10 protein-coding genes are annotated in these 13,991 nt (G+C 39.9%); all 10 read right to left on the bottom strand.

The genetic code is table 11. The annotated features are described in order from the left end of the window. Position 1: 1 nt before the first annotated feature. The 10 genes from trsS to F3D3_RS11015 all read right to left on the bottom strand — a co-directional run bounded on the left by trsS (position 2) and on the right by F3D3_RS11015 (position 13,739). Positions 2-1,357, bottom strand: a complete 1,356-nt coding sequence (gene trsS / locus F3D3_RS11060) for a radical SAM (seleno)protein TrsS (RefSeq protein WP_069873908.1) — start codon at positions 1,355-1,357, stop codon at positions 2-4. Positions 1,358-1,451: 94 nt separating this feature from the next. After that, a complete protein-coding gene (locus F3D3_RS11055; RefSeq protein ID WP_069873907.1) occupies positions 1,452-2,624 on the bottom strand; it encodes a DVU_1551 family NTP transferase in 1,173 nt (390 codons plus the stop codon). Beyond that, the gene (locus F3D3_RS11050; protein ID WP_069873905.1) at positions 2,614-3,657 is read right to left on the bottom strand and encodes an XdhC family aldehyde oxidoreductase maturation factor; all 1,044 of its coding nucleotides are present in this window, start codon (positions 3,655-3,657) and stop codon (positions 2,614-2,616) included. Before F3D3_RS11050 ends, F3D3_RS11055 begins: the two co-directional genes overlap by 11 nt. Next, the gene (locus tag F3D3_RS11045; RefSeq protein WP_069873902.1) at positions 3,657-4,109 is read right to left on the bottom strand and encodes a DVU_1555 family C-GCAxxG-C-C protein; all 453 of its coding nucleotides are present in this window, start codon (positions 4,107-4,109) and stop codon (positions 3,657-3,659) included. Before F3D3_RS11045 ends, F3D3_RS11050 begins: the two co-directional genes overlap by 1 nt. A gap of 16 nt (positions 4,110-4,125) precedes the next feature. Next, entirely contained in the window at positions 4,126-4,794 is a 669-nt protein-coding gene (gene trsM / locus F3D3_RS11040) for a DVU_1556 family methyltransferase (protein WP_069873901.1), read from the bottom strand. After that, the gene (locus tag F3D3_RS11035) at positions 4,791-4,940 is read right to left on the bottom strand and encodes a DVU_1557 family redox protein (RefSeq protein ID WP_374700073.1); all 150 of its coding nucleotides are present in this window, start codon (positions 4,938-4,940) and stop codon (positions 4,791-4,793) included. The genes trsM and F3D3_RS11035 overlap by 4 nt, the downstream gene beginning before the upstream one ends. 70 nt (positions 4,941-5,010) lie before the next feature. Beyond that, complete coding sequence (locus tag F3D3_RS11030) at positions 5,011-7,329, bottom strand: pyridine nucleotide-disulfide oxidoreductase/dicluster-binding protein (protein ID WP_069873896.1); 2,319 nt, start codon at positions 7,327-7,329, stop codon at positions 5,011-5,013. Positions 7,330-7,445: 116 nt separating this feature from the next. Continuing rightward, on the bottom strand, positions 7,446-10,202 hold the full coding sequence (locus F3D3_RS11025) for a molybdopterin-dependent aldehyde oxidoreductase (protein ID WP_069873894.1): 2,757 nt from the start codon (positions 10,200-10,202) through the stop codon (positions 7,446-7,448). 82 nt (positions 10,203-10,284) lie between these two features. Further along, positions 10,285-11,310, bottom strand: coding sequence for a molybdopterin-binding protein (locus F3D3_RS11020; protein ID WP_069873893.1), 1,026 nt, complete (start codon positions 11,308-11,310; stop codon positions 10,285-10,287). A gap of 434 nt (positions 11,311-11,744) precedes the next feature. Then, positions 11,745-13,739, bottom strand: coding sequence for a sigma-54-dependent Fis family transcriptional regulator (locus F3D3_RS11015; RefSeq protein WP_069873891.1), 1,995 nt, complete (start codon positions 13,737-13,739; stop codon positions 11,745-11,747). Positions 13,740-13,991 lie beyond the last annotated feature (252 nt).

Raw genomic sequence — 13,991 nt, 5'->3', positions numbered from 1 at the left:
ATCATCTATAAAGGCTCTTACCATCCTTACTTGTGAGGTTATAAGCACAAAATGGAATCAAGTCACCCTTTTGACTTACCACGTGAATATGGCAACTTTTAAGGCGTTTTAAATCAAGTGTCCACGCATCTTGAAATGCCATTCCAGAAATGGCTAAGGTCATTTTGGCCTGCTCTAAAAAATCATCTAAACTTGTCAAATCTGGTATTAACGAAATGGTTTGTTCAGGCTGAACCACTTCAAGTGTATTTAACTTTGGTGCCGACCACTGCCTAGCCACATATTTCATGGCACTTTCCGCAGGTGTTTCCACACTACAGCAACAGGATTTGGATTTACCAAATTCAGAGATACTTTTAAAGTGCCCCTCTTTCTGAAGTGTAAATTTGCCATTAAAAGAACAAAGTGGATGTTCACTTGAGGGCGGTATAAATGCAGATGCTTTAATCCCACCATTCGTTTGTTTCTCGATCCCCCTTAAAAGTTCCGGTATCGTCATCCGCTCATCTGAAAAAGATTCTGGATATCTGCCAAAATGACTAATCGGTTGGAAGTGAACCCCTCGTACGATCGGCATATTATGCGCTGCAAAGTCAATAATCTCGCCAAGCTCTAAATCATTGATGCCCTTCACCACTGTGGGCACTAAAACAACGCCAATCCCTGCCTGTTTACAATTTTCTATGGCTCTTATTTTCTGTTCTAAAAGTGCTCGGCCTCTGAGCGCTTTATATATAGAATCCTTTAAACCATCAAATTGTAAAAAGACGCAATTGAGACCTGCTTTAGCTAATCTTTCGCAATAACTAGAATCTTCTGCCAATCGTATGCCGTTTGTATTGACCTGAAAAAAAACAAATCCCATCTTTTTACCCAGACTTATAATTTCAGGCAAATCATCTCTCATCGTTGGTTCTCCACCGGAGAGTTGAATGTTGAAGGGCCCGCCTTTTGAAAGTAACATTTCATACCACGCCTGAATTTGTGACATAACAGGGTCAACACTATGCGCACTCCCTGCCTCTGCGAAGCAGACTGGGCATTTCAAATTACAGCGCTGGGTGACTTCTAGTAGTACACAACAAGAGTGTTGTTGATGTTCTGGACATATGCCGCACTCATAGGGACATCCCTCACCCTCGCTGGGTTGTAAAACTTTATCAAAAGAATTCCGCTCACCACACCAGCTTTCAATTTCAGGGCTGCCCTCCCAAATAAGCGTTGAAAAGGCACCATGTTCGGGACACGATTTTACAAGATAACTGCAGTCACCCTCTCTGATAATTTCAGCGTCCACTCTGCTTAGACAAACTGGGCAAACGCTTTCGGTTCTAGAATAGACTTTTACTGCATTCATTATTGATAGCCTCCATATTGGGTTAGGGTCTCAAAAGTCAGTTTCGCATTAACCCTCTACCCTATGCTGTATTGCGTACTTCCCGTAAACGACATCATAGAGTAGAGGGTTGCTCAACTTTTGGATTTGACACCCTAACCATACTTTTTTCATTAAAAAAGTCGTATAAATCATCTAATATTAATATACTTTCAATTTTGTCTTTGATGCGCTTGGCATTATAAAACCTGCGAAATAGCTTGTTTTCATCAACTTTGGGATATTTTTTTCGCGTATTTTCAAATCTCGTTTCCAAGGCTATATACTGATCTTCTTCTGTCAACTTGTCCGATAGATAGAGCAATTCTTTCTCAGTAATTTTGAAATTATGGAGTGGCAGTTCAATATCCATATGACAAGAGATAATCTCTTCAAGTCCGTAAAAGCCTTCATTTGAAATCATTTTCGCCCCTAGAAGCGCATGATTCGGCTGTCCTTTTCCCACATCATGTAGTAGTCCTGCCATTTTTATAATCTGTTCTGATACAATCTGACCTTCTTTGTTGTTTAAACACCTTGCAATTTTACATGCCAACTCGGAAACTGCCAAGCAATGCTTTCTCACTTTTTCAGGTACCTGAAATAAATCCAGTAGTGCTTGACACTCCTCTAAATTTGGGGTTAATCGTGTGGCCGCATAAGCCACCATATGCTCATAATCGGCATATGTATCCATATCCATCAAGATGCCGTTATCTGCGCAAGGTAGATCTAACCAACGCGTCTTAAACAATTCTAGGACTTGTCTTAAATTCGCATTTTCATCTGCTTCAAGAATCGTCTTAAAACAGTCTCTGTTGATAAAAGGCGGATGACCTCTTTGACCTAAAAAACTTGGAAAAATAATTTTATCTGGATACGCCGTATGCGCTTCTAGAATTTTTTCTATGGTTTGACTTCTGATCATAGGGATATCCGCTGGTATCAACAGAATGCCTTCCACATCACTTTCTAATGACTCAATCCCCACCTTAACAGAAGAAAACATGCCTCTTTCAGGTGCTTTATTTTCAATGATTTTGATATTTTTTTCAGATAAGACTTGTCTTACTTCTTTTGAGTGATAACCTACGACCACTCTGATATCTTCTATTCCAGATTTTCGAAAAGCTTCAACCACCCACAAAATAGCCGCTTTATTTTCGATTTCAAGCTTTGGTTTTAGTGCACCCATTCTTGAAGATTGCCCAGCTGCAAGTATAAGTGCTGTGATTTTTTCAACTTTCATTTGTATTTTGGGCTCTTACTTTTATGAGCTCTGCCACAATGCTAACCGCAATTTCTTCTGGTGATTCCGCGAAGATTTCTAAACCAATTGGGCAATGGACATTTGAAAAAGCTTCTGATCTATATCCCTTTTGCTCAATGAGATCTTTGTAAATCAAGTCTCTCTTATGGCGACTGCCAATCATGCCTATATATGCAGAAGGCACATGGAGCACTTGATCCAGAATGGTCTTGTCATGCATATGTCCTCTTGTGACAATGACCATATAGCTGTCTCTGTCATATGGCAGCTTAGGTAGAGGCTCTTCTAGAGAAGACACTAAAATAAGAGTTACATTTGGAAAGCGTTCAGCGTTTAAAAATTCTGGACGATCATCTATGACAATCGAATCAAAGCCTACTTTTTCAGCGACTCCGACCAATTTTTGAGAGACATGTCCTGCGCCAAAGACGTACAAATAACCACCACTCTGTATAGGCTCAATCACAACTCTTTTACACTCAAAGCGTTCAGAATGCAGTATGACCTTTGCAGGATTTGAAATCATCCGCTTATAAAATTCACCCTCTCCTTTGAGTTCACCAGTAACGCACCCTTTCGCTTCAACTAAACATTGCTGCCTGTCCCCATTTTGATTAATAATTGTACATAGCCATGCTTTCTCTCTTTTCTTAAGACAGGCAATCAAAGCATTTACAACTTCTAAATTACTGGCTTCATCCGCTGAAATATAGTCTAGTAAAATTTCTCCTGCACCCCCACAGATCATATCCGTCTCAGAAGCTTCCTCTCCTGTGAGCGAAAAACTTTGTATCAGTGAACGTTTTTGCTTAAATACTGCTCGAGCCGTTTCCATTGTCACAGCTTCTAATTTTCCCCCTCCTATGGTGCCAATAATGCTCATATTGTCACATATAATCATATGCGCTCCAAAAGATCTTGGCGCAGATCCCGATTTGTCTATAATCGTCGCCAAAACACAATCTTCTTTTGCCTCTAAAATCTTTTTCAATGAGTGCCAGATAGAATTCATCAAATAGCCTCCCTTATCTCGGATAGAGAGTGATCATACACTTCAAGAATTTCTTTTACCTTCTCAAAGACTTGTTCTATAAGAGCGGGACACCGCTCCATGCGATTCATCGGATTGTCCTCTAGGATTTGAACACAATTAATCCCACCATATAGAGCGCCTACTTCTTCATTAAACCACTGAATCAGTTGATCCATCATGAGTTTTGAAAAGGGCATTTCTGCTTCTTCTTCTGCACCGCGCCCTATATAAAGCGAAAGCAAACAAGCCCCGCCCGTAAGTGCACCACAATTTTTTCCTGAACCACCAACCCCACCACATAAACCACCCATTGTTCTAATTAAATCTATATTGCCCGTCCCCTTTTCTTCGAGTCCCATCATCAATAAAATTTGACTACAACAAAAGCCACTTTGTGAGAGTTCCAAAATTCGCATCATATCACTACTCATTGCGATCTCCTCCCTTTCATTTTTCAGCAACTAAACTAAAATAACCCAGTTTTAAACCCGAAACACCTGTAAGTGAACAAAACTCAGAAAGGAAACCCGACTTTTGATCTCCAGACTGATTCCAAATCATTTCTGCTATATAACTGTGCAAAAGAGGTGTTTTTTCAGACCATTTTAATATTTTAAAGCCTTGAGTCCTAATCAGTTGTTTCACTTCTTTCTCTGTTTTAACAGAAGACTTAATAGAAGACGGACATGACCGTTCTTTCAAATAAACATCTGAAATCACAAGTTTAGAACCTGATTGCATCACCCGATAAGCTTCTTTTAAGACTTGCTGTGGATTCTGAAATACAGATAAAGTGCATTCCATTAAAATACAATCTAAAGTGCTCTCTAAATAGGGCAAGTCTTCTGCATTGCCCACCTTTATGGACAACCCAGGCACGTTTATAAGGCCCTTCTGAATTAGGATTGGAGAACAATCAATGCCCATGACATCATACCCATATTTTGATCTCAAGTGATGAACTACCGTACCAATCCCACAGCCCACATCTAATACCTTAGCGGATTCGTCTAAACCGCACGCCAATATCATTTCATCCGTTAGTGCTACCCCGCCAGGCCTCATCACTTTTATATTTTTTTCAGAAAAAGGATAGGTTTCATAACAATTTTTCATTTGTCTTCCAACGTTTTTTCAACTTGTTCCATCTTGCCAAGTGCTAAATCCTCAGGGATATACACAAGACCACATTTTTCACATTTGCTGAGCTCCACCGGAAAGTTATTGCCTAAATAAGATAAGGTCAACTTCCCAAGTTTCATCTTTTCGCCACACACTGAACAAATTATTTCAGACTGATCTTCACTTGTATATGCTGACATAGATAACCTCCTATATTTCAATTTCTAATCTATGACTATAAGTGTTTAGGATATGATACCCCTCATCAGAAGTGGTGAATTCAACCCAATATGTCACCGCAACAGGTCTGTAATAAGCCACGTAAGTCTCTTTAGTGGCATTCCACATTTTTTGTCCGGTTTCTTCCACATGTGCGATCACTTTGATCAAATCCTCAATTAAAATATTGCGCTTTGCCATGATCGCTCTCACATCATCTGTTATGATTAGATTCACTTTGCTTTCAACCTCCTCTTGGGATTCCCCCCATATGTTTTTGAGAAGCTGCCTTTTAAGTCTACTTCTATTCTCATGTCGATCTGAAAAATCAGGCCCTTTTTTCACAGGATAGGCGTTTGTATTTTCTCCAAAGAGCAAGTCTAGCAAGTGATAGGTTCTCTTATCCTGCCCCGCAAAATTATCTCTGCACATGGCACAATAAACAACATAATCCTCCGAAGCTTCATTTACTCTAGCATCAATGACTGCTTTTGCCACTTCTCGATTTGCAAACATCATAAGACCACCATAACCACAACATGTGGTCTTGTCTTTTGAGTACTTAAGCTCCACAATTTCATGACCCGCTTTTCTCAAAAGATTTCTGACACTATTTTGAAGTTCTTTTTCAAGCCGCGTACTACAGCTGTCATGAACTGCAAGTTTTTGAGGTTCAATCACTCGATCACCCATAGTCACAAAGTCTTTTTCATCTAACAGTGTATAGAGCATTTCTACTTCTATCTCTGGTAGATGTACTTTAAAGACTGAAAAACAACTTGGGCAAGCGGTAATAATTTTAGGTTTTTCTTCTGCAAGCCAGGTCTTTTTAATATGAGCCATGCGTTCGTCAAACAGATCTTTACGACCTGCCCAAAGTGCTGGTGCCCCGCAACAGTCGAGCATTAAACCTGTGCCACCGGGTATATTTTCACAAAGCCAAGGGTATATTTTTTCAACATGTTCTGGCGCAGATGCTGACAATTGACATCCTGGGAAAAAAAGGGTTGCTATTTTAGCGTGATCAGGTGGCCTTTTCATCAATGCAAAATGATCACTTATGCTAAATGCCATATCTCTAAGTGCAAAATCATGTGCGGAAGGTGGCATCTTATTGGTCTCAACCATTTGGACTCTGGCTTCCTTACACACCAATCCCATATCTGCACCATTTGGACAAATCTGTGCACATTGTCCACACTGACTACAAGTATTGATCATCTTATTGGCATGGTGTATGCCCATAACGATGGAGAGATTATTATAAACCTCTCTAAAATAACGTTTTGGATAACCTTTATAGTGTTTCATATATTCACAGGCTTTTACACATTCAAGGCACTCACATAATAAGCAACGATTTGCCTCTGCTTCAGCTTCTGTTTGGTTGTAGCCATGGATTGGATCACTAGGATGAATTGCCCTAGTGACGTTTTCGTCTTCTATGTTGGTAAAGAGCTTTGTCTCAATACTGCCCTCACCTACTCGATTCGCTGTTAAAGAAACCTTTTGGAAATAACGATCAATAGAGTTCGCTGCTCTTTTGCCATCGGAGATGGAGCGCACAGGGAGATAGCCCTCACGATTACCGCATAAAGACCCTCCCGCAAAAACACCGCCCTCTAAAATCTCATAGGTTAGTGGATCAAAGATCAAATTTTGGACTCTCTCACCAACCACCGCATCAAGTTCTGCAATTGAAACATCTAAATAGATTGCTGAATAGGATTCACCAAGTGATGCTAATGATAAAAAACCTTCCTGCCCTATGGCATGTTCAAGTTTGATTTCTATCCCAATCTTCTTCAAATTTTCAAACGCTTCATCTCGAATAGAAGCAGGCAATACTTCTTCTTTATATTGCTTTAGCTGTCCACCAAGACCATTGCTTTTTTCAAAGACCGTCACCTTGTATCCTTTAAGTCTTAAAATTTTAGCGACTGTTAACCCGCTGATCCCCGCCCCTACTATAGCGATACTCTGCGGTTTCTCAGGGGGTAAAAGTATTTTAGAAGGTCCCGAGGACCTCCCCTTTAGTACGATATATTTTTCAAGTTCTCCGATGAGAATCGATTCGTCAAGTTCATTTCTCAAACATTTATGCATACAGGGTGCTTCGCATATATGACTGAGGATGTTCGGAAAGGGGACTGATCTACTGTATAATTTATAAGCACCTTTATAATCTTCTTTTTGGATAGCACGGACAATGCCTTTAACATCCACATGCAGAGGACACTCTGCTGTACATCTGGGTGGATTTTCTTGTGTGCAAAGCCCTTCACGTTCTCTAAGTAAAATCTGGTCCATATCACACCTACTTTTCTTTATTGAAAATTCAGGACGGCACTTTTCAGATTACCGCCCTGAATTATTAAGAGGTTATTTTTCATTATGATATTGCTCAATTATAGGCATAAGCTTTGTTAATCACAGCAACTGCAAGACTCTTTTTTTGCTTCAAGACCTGCTTTAATTTTGGCTGGTAAAGCAGGTATTGCATAAATTCTGACACCACATGCATTGTAAATTGCATTTAATATTGCTGGATGTGGTGCTGTTAAAGGCCCTTCACCAACACCAGATGCGCCGTATGGACCACTTTGACGAGGTGATATATTATAGATAATTTGCATATCATCCGGAATATCATTAATAAACGGAAGTCCACATTTAGTGAGTGTTGTATGCTTTTTAAGGTCTTCAAAGTCTTCAGTAAGTGCAAGACCAATGCCTTGTGCTAACCCACCATAGATTTGGCCATCACAAGTTGCCTTATTGGTTATCGTCCCAATATCTGCAACGGTTGTGAATTTAACCACAGTTGCCTTCCCTGTTTCAAGATCAACTTCAACTTCTGGCATGAAAAGTTCATACATATAATTTGAGAACGGATCGCCTTTACCAGTATCTGGTGCACAGTCCGTACACATTGAAGCTGCCCATTTACCGTCATAACGAAGTGGTATGTTTTCAGCAACCATTTCATCATAAGTTCTGTACTCACCCTTTTCTTTAGTGCCTGATTTTCTCATGGCATTTAAAAGCATTTCACTGGCAACACGGATTGCATTTCCAGTGACAACATTTTGTCTACTGCCACCCGATGGGCCACTGTTAGGGGTGAATGCAGTATCATTCATAATAAGTTTGAGTTGTTCTGGTCGATACCCTGCATGTCTAAGTGTTTCATGTGCATGTGTCAATGTACCAAGGTCAGCACCTTGTCCATGATCTTGCCAAGAGCTACCCACTGTAACGCCGTTAGGTGTCATCTCTACCCATGCTTCTGAGCTGTCTGGTCCGTCAAGGCCACAACCATAAATGCCTAAAGAAAGGCCAACGCCACGTTTTTTACCTGGCACATCATACTCAGCACATCTCTTTTTAGCCTCTTGCCAAAGCGGTCTAAGTGTATCCAGCATTTCTTCGAAGCAGAAAACTTCTGGAATCTGTTGTGTTGGCGTCGTTGCTCCTGGTCTATAAACATTTTTATATCTCAATTCAAGTGGATCCATGCCTAATTTTTCAGCGAGTTCATCCATTGCAATCTCAGAAGCTAAGAATGCTTGTGGTGAACCATAACCTCTAAATGCAGAACCCCAAGCATGATTGGTACAAACTGTACGGCCCATACCTCTAATATTAGGAATATCATAGCCAGCACCTGTGAACTGTGCTTGGCGAAGTGTTAATAAATCACCAAATTCTGAATATGGCCCATGATCGATTGTCCAATCTGTTTCCATTGCCAGTAATTTACCGTCTTTATCAGCTGCCAGTTTACACGTCACAAAACCTGGAGATCTTTTACCCGTATAAGTGATGTTTTGGAACATATTAAAGTTAAGGGATACAGGTTTTCCAGTTGCCAGACATGCGACGCCTAAAAGGGCTTCATTTGTCGGACTAAATTTATAACCGAAAGTTGCACCTGTTGGATTTGCCACTAATCTTAATTTGTCGGGTTCAATACCAATCCCTGGACAAATCATTGCATGGTGCAAATGCAGTGCAATAGATTTTGAATGAATTGTAAGTCTGCCTTCTTCATCGAAGTATGCATTTCCACAATCTGGCTCAAGGGGTAAATGTGGTTGACGGCTACTGTAAGTATTCACCTCAACAATTGCTGCTGCCTGATCAAAATACGGTTTTATCTCTTCGCCTTTTACGATGCCTTGCTCAAAGTAAACATTCGGTGTGCCTTCGTGAATCTCTATGGCATCATCGGCCATTGCTGCTGGCGCACTCATATATGCCGGTAAAACTTCAAGATCTACTTTGACCTTTTTAGCTGCTGCTTGTGCATGCTCTTCTGTATCTGCACAGACAATTGCAATTGCATCACCAAACTGGAATATTTTTTTATCGCATAAAATTGGTCTATCCCAACCATCGCCTTTGTTGGTAGGGAAAGTGATCAAACCTGTAATACGATTTTTTCCTTTGACATCTTTATGCGTAATGACTTGGTAGACACCTTCCATTTTTTCAGCTTCAGAGGTATCAATGCCTAAGATATTAGCATGTGAAACTTCTGCTTGTACAAGTGCCATCCTAAGTGTTCCAGCAGGCATTTGTAATGCAACATCAGCACCGAAATCCCATGTTCCTGTAACTTTACTCACTGCTGATGGTCTGTGATATGTGGTCCCATAAATTTTATTACCTGTTGGGTTAAAGAGAAGATCTTCTTTTCTCATTTCACCTCTTAAAACTTTAGCTGCTGCCATAACAGCATCTACTAATGGCTTATAACCTGTACAACGGCATGCATTTCTATGCTTTTGGAACCAAGCACGAATCTCTTCTCTTGTAGGATCTGTATTTTCTTCTAATAGAACTTTCGCTGATAAGATAAAGCCTGGGCTACAGAAACCACATTGTGCACAACCATATGCCATCCATGCCACTTGAAGTGGATGAAGATTGTCAGAAGTACCAATGCCTTCAATTGTTGTAATCTTTGCTTCTGCAGGTACACGTTTCATCTTAACGATACAAGACCTTACAACTTTACCATCCATGATGATAGAGCAAGAGCCACACTCTCCTTGATTACAACCCACTTTACAACCCGTAAGTAATAATTGCTCACGCAATACTGAAGCAAGCGATACATCTGAATCAACAATCATGGTTCTTGGTAATCCGTTTACAATAAGAACTTTTTTCTCCATGTTACATCTCCTAAATGAATTTTTTTATAGTAAAAAACAACACAACCTTTACGACCCTCCTCCTATCGCCATTTTGTTTTTATTAAAACCCTTTTCCAAATGAACAATTCGGGAATCTGCATGGCTCACATTTCGTGCAAAGACCCCCATGTCCGTAAGTTACAATGTCACGCTTTGTCACTTTTTCACCCGCAAGAATTCTTGGCAATACGAGATCAAAGATCGTGCTCTTGGCATACATGACACAGCCTGGAAGTCCCATTACAGGAACACCCTTAATATCAGCCAGCATAAACATCGCTCCCGGCAGTACTGGCGCCCCATAAGTGATCACAGTGCCACCGGCTTTTCTAATCCCCGAAGGTGTCACATCATCGGGATCGACTGACATCCCCCCTGTCGTAACGATCACCTCAGCCCCTTCATCTATAAGGGTATGAATGGCAGCCGCAATCATATCGATATCATCATCTGAGATGATTTGCCTAATCACTTCGCTACCGAGTTTCTCAATTTTTGCCTTCACCACAGGACCAAACTTATCTTGAATTCGACCCTTAAATACTTCACTCCCAGTGGTGACTATGCCAATCTTTTTCTTGAAAATAGGAAGTACCTGCACGATCGGATAGTGATCACTGGCGATCTTTTCGACTTCTATGATTTTATCTTTGGAGATTACCAATGGCACAACTCTACAGCCAGCAAGCGTTTGACCTACCTCTACCACTTGGTTAGAATGTATCGATGCCAGTACCATTTCTTCAATTGAATTTATATCGACAAAGGGATCTAGGTTAATCTTTAAAAGGCCCCTCACGGTGGCTTTAAGTTCAACTTTGCCCTCTGAGGGTTCTGTAAGTTCAATGCCACTGCCTGTAATGGCACTTGAAATTCTTTTTGCTGCCTCATTTTCATGGCAAGTATCTTCGTTAATTTCCCAAATATAGATGTTCTCTTTTCCTAAGCGCAATAGTTTAGGAATGTCCTCCACTGAAATCACATGGCCTTTTTTAAACGCAGGGCCTTTTCTCTTTTCAGGAATAATTTCTGTAATATCATGGCACAACACCATGTTTATTGCTTGTTCCACTGGTACACACTTCATCAGCTACCTCCATTGAGAATGTCTTCAAAATCTAAATCAAAATCTAAAAAAGAGCGCAGGAAAGGAATCCAGCGCTCTGCTTGAGAGTGTTTTTTATTCCTGTATTCCTTTTTTACCGTAATAACTGCAAAACACAGTTAACGAAACATGAGGCGATTTTCAATACCCTTTGTCATCTTATTCTATACGCAAGAGGGATGCCAAAATGAAAATGGCATCCCCCTTTTTTAGTATTTTGAAACACAATATGCTTCTTTTAAGATCATTTTTATGATTGTGATATCGCTATCAGCTAGTATAGAAGATTCAAGTAAAGTTCAAGCTTAAATTCAACTGGAATGAAGTTGAAAATTATTTTTACTTTTTTCAAATAAAAAAAGTGTTACCTCAGCGTGTAAGGTAACACTTTTTTACTCATGTAGGTAACACTTGTTTCACTTATAGAGCTCATGAAGCTTCATTTTATTATAAATCGTCTTACGAGAAAGCCCCATTTCAAGCGCCACACGACTGACATTTCCCGCATGCCTGTTTAACAGTTCCATAAGTCTATTTTTTTCCGTCTCCCTAGCAGTTTCCTTAGTGAGGATACGACACTCCATTAAGTTCTCGCCAACCACATTTTGCTCTGTAGAAGGCATCTCTTGAAAATTCTGAATGCGTTCTGGAAGATGTTGAGGAAATATGATGCCGTTCTCAGCTAGATTTACAGCACGTTCAACCACATTTTGAAGTTCTCTTACATTACCAAGCCATGCGTACTGTTTCAAATACTCATAGACCGAACGATCCACACGCACAGTACGCTCTCTATCGTTACACAGTTTATTCAAAAAATGTCTAAAAAGCAGTGGAATATCCTCTACACGATTTCTTAGAGGCGGTATCATAATCGCCATGACGTTGAGTCTATAAAAAAGATCTTTTCTAAAACTGCCTTTTTCCACTTCTTCAAATAGATTTTTATTAGTTGCACAGATCAAGCGTGCATTGACAGAAATCATCTTATCCCCGCCAATACGAACAATCTGTTTTTCTTGAATAACTCTTAAGAGTACGGTTTGATGCTCTAAAGGCATATCTCCTATTTCATCTAAGAAAAGAGTGCCACCTGCTGCAAGTTCAAACTTCCCTGGCTTTCCACCTCTCTTTGCACCTGTAAAAGCACCTTCCTCATAACCAAATAGTTCACTGCCAATGAGTTCTCTTGGAATTGCACCACAATTGAGGGACACAAAGGGCGCATTTGATTGCGAGCTTTTATTGTGAATGGCTTGTGCGAATATTTCTTTTCCAGTTCCACTTTCGCCTGTAAGCAACACATTTGAATTGTTGATCGCCGTGAGATTCGCAAGGCGGATGGATTCTCTTATTTCAAAACTGCTGCCAATAATATCTTCAAATTGAAGTGAGGCCGTATAGCCTCCAAACCGATTTAAAAGTTTTTGAACTTGTTTAACCTGTTTTAAAGTAATAAAACTCCCCACCAACACTTCTTTTTCATTATAAATGGGTTCAGAAGAGATAATGCAATCAAACTGACCACTTGGCGTATGAATAACCCCTTCCGTATAGGAACACTGTTTCAAATAGAAATAACCACTGCCAGGCGAACTGTATCTTGGACTTACCATATTTTGAATCAACATCCCTAGAGTTTCTTTCTTCTCACTTCTTAAAATCACCTCAGCCGCAGGATTCATTTCTGATATCGCACCCTCTTCACCTACGATTAAGACACCATCTGAAACCATGTTAAAAAAGTTAAGCAATTTTTTATTTGCAAGTGCCAACTGTCTGTTTTTATTTTCTATTCTAAGTTGTGCCATAATAGCCTCAGCTGTGGCCACAACCATGCCCAGTGTATGACCGTGCGAAGCTTCAAAAGGACCAGAAATGTCTACAATACCGAGTAGGTCTCCATTCACATCAAAGATAGGTGCTGCAGAACAAGTAAGGTCATGATGTTTTTTGCAATAATGCTCTGCACCCGATACTTGAACAGGTGCTTGCTCATACATAGCGATTCCTATTGCATTGCTCCCAGCAATTTCTTCTTGCCAACTTGCGCCTAAGAAGAAGTTTTTCGTAACTGGATTTTGCCAGACATCTTCATCTGCAAACAGCTCCAAAAGATAGCCTTCTTCGTTGACAAGAACCACCACAAACCCCGTTCCTTTTACAAATTTATAGAGCTTCAACATAAAAGGATGTGCAATTTTAATTAAATATGCCTTTTCTTTCAACGACTCATCAAATGCTTCTTTACTTAATGATGCATGCCTAGAATCATTCGACGGATCAACGCCGTAATCTTTACATCTAAGCCACGATTTATAAATTTCGTCTTTTACAGCATTAGATTTTAGCTGCCTTGTGCTTACAAAAGATTCCCAGTTCTCAAGTAACATCTCATTTTTCTTAATCATGTAAACTCCTCACAAAATAACATCTTGGATACGCCTTTGTTACAGTTACTGGATTTTACACCCTAACCATTATTTATAGTCGCAAAGTATGTGCCAATGCTATCCAATTCTAAAAACAATAATCCCGATTCGAGTCGAATTTCGTCCCAGTCATTGGATAGACTGGCTTATTGATTCTAATTTTTATGTAATTTTCTACAAGAAAGAAACAAAAGTGTTTCCTAAATGCTAAAAAACTGTGAAACAAGTGTT

This window comes from Fusibacter sp. 3D3 (genome assembly GCF_001748365.1).
Classification (GTDB): Bacteria; Bacillota; Clostridia; order Peptostreptococcales; family Acidaminobacteraceae; genus Fusibacter_A.
The sequence above is the reverse complement of the archived record's forward strand: the minus strand, read 5'-3'. Positions and strand labels throughout refer to the sequence as shown.

Coding starts and splice junctions, on each gene's coding strand:
- trsS (WP_069873908.1), bottom strand. CDS start 1,357: ATGAATGCAGTAAAAGTCTATTCTAGAACCGAAAGCGTTTGCCCAGTT.
- F3D3_RS11055 (WP_069873907.1), bottom strand. CDS start 2,624: ATGAAAGTTGAAAAAATCACAGCACTTATACTTGCAGCTGGGCAATCT.
- F3D3_RS11050 (WP_069873905.1), bottom strand. CDS start 3,657: ATGAATTCTATCTGGCACTCATTGAAAAAGATTTTAGAGGCAAAAGAA.
- F3D3_RS11045 (WP_069873902.1), bottom strand. CDS start 4,109: ATGAGTAGTGATATGATGCGAATTTTGGAACTCTCACAAAGTGGCTTT.
- trsM (WP_069873901.1), bottom strand. CDS start 4,794: ATGAAAAATTGTTATGAAACCTATCCTTTTTCTGAAAAAAATATAAAA.
- F3D3_RS11035 (WP_374700073.1), bottom strand. CDS start 4,940: ATGAAACTTGGGAAGTTGACCTTATCTTATTTAGGCAATAACTTTCCG.
- F3D3_RS11030 (WP_069873896.1), bottom strand. CDS start 7,329: ATGGACCAGATTTTACTTAGAGAACGTGAAGGGCTTTGCACACAAGAA.
- F3D3_RS11025 (WP_069873894.1), bottom strand. CDS start 10,202: ATGGAGAAAAAAGTTCTTATTGTAAACGGATTACCAAGAACCATGATT.
- F3D3_RS11020 (WP_069873893.1), bottom strand. CDS start 11,310: ATGAAGTGTGTACCAGTGGAACAAGCAATAAACATGGTGTTGTGCCAT.
- F3D3_RS11015 (WP_069873891.1), bottom strand. CDS start 13,739: ATGATTAAGAAAAATGAGATGTTACTTGAGAACTGGGAATCTTTTGTA.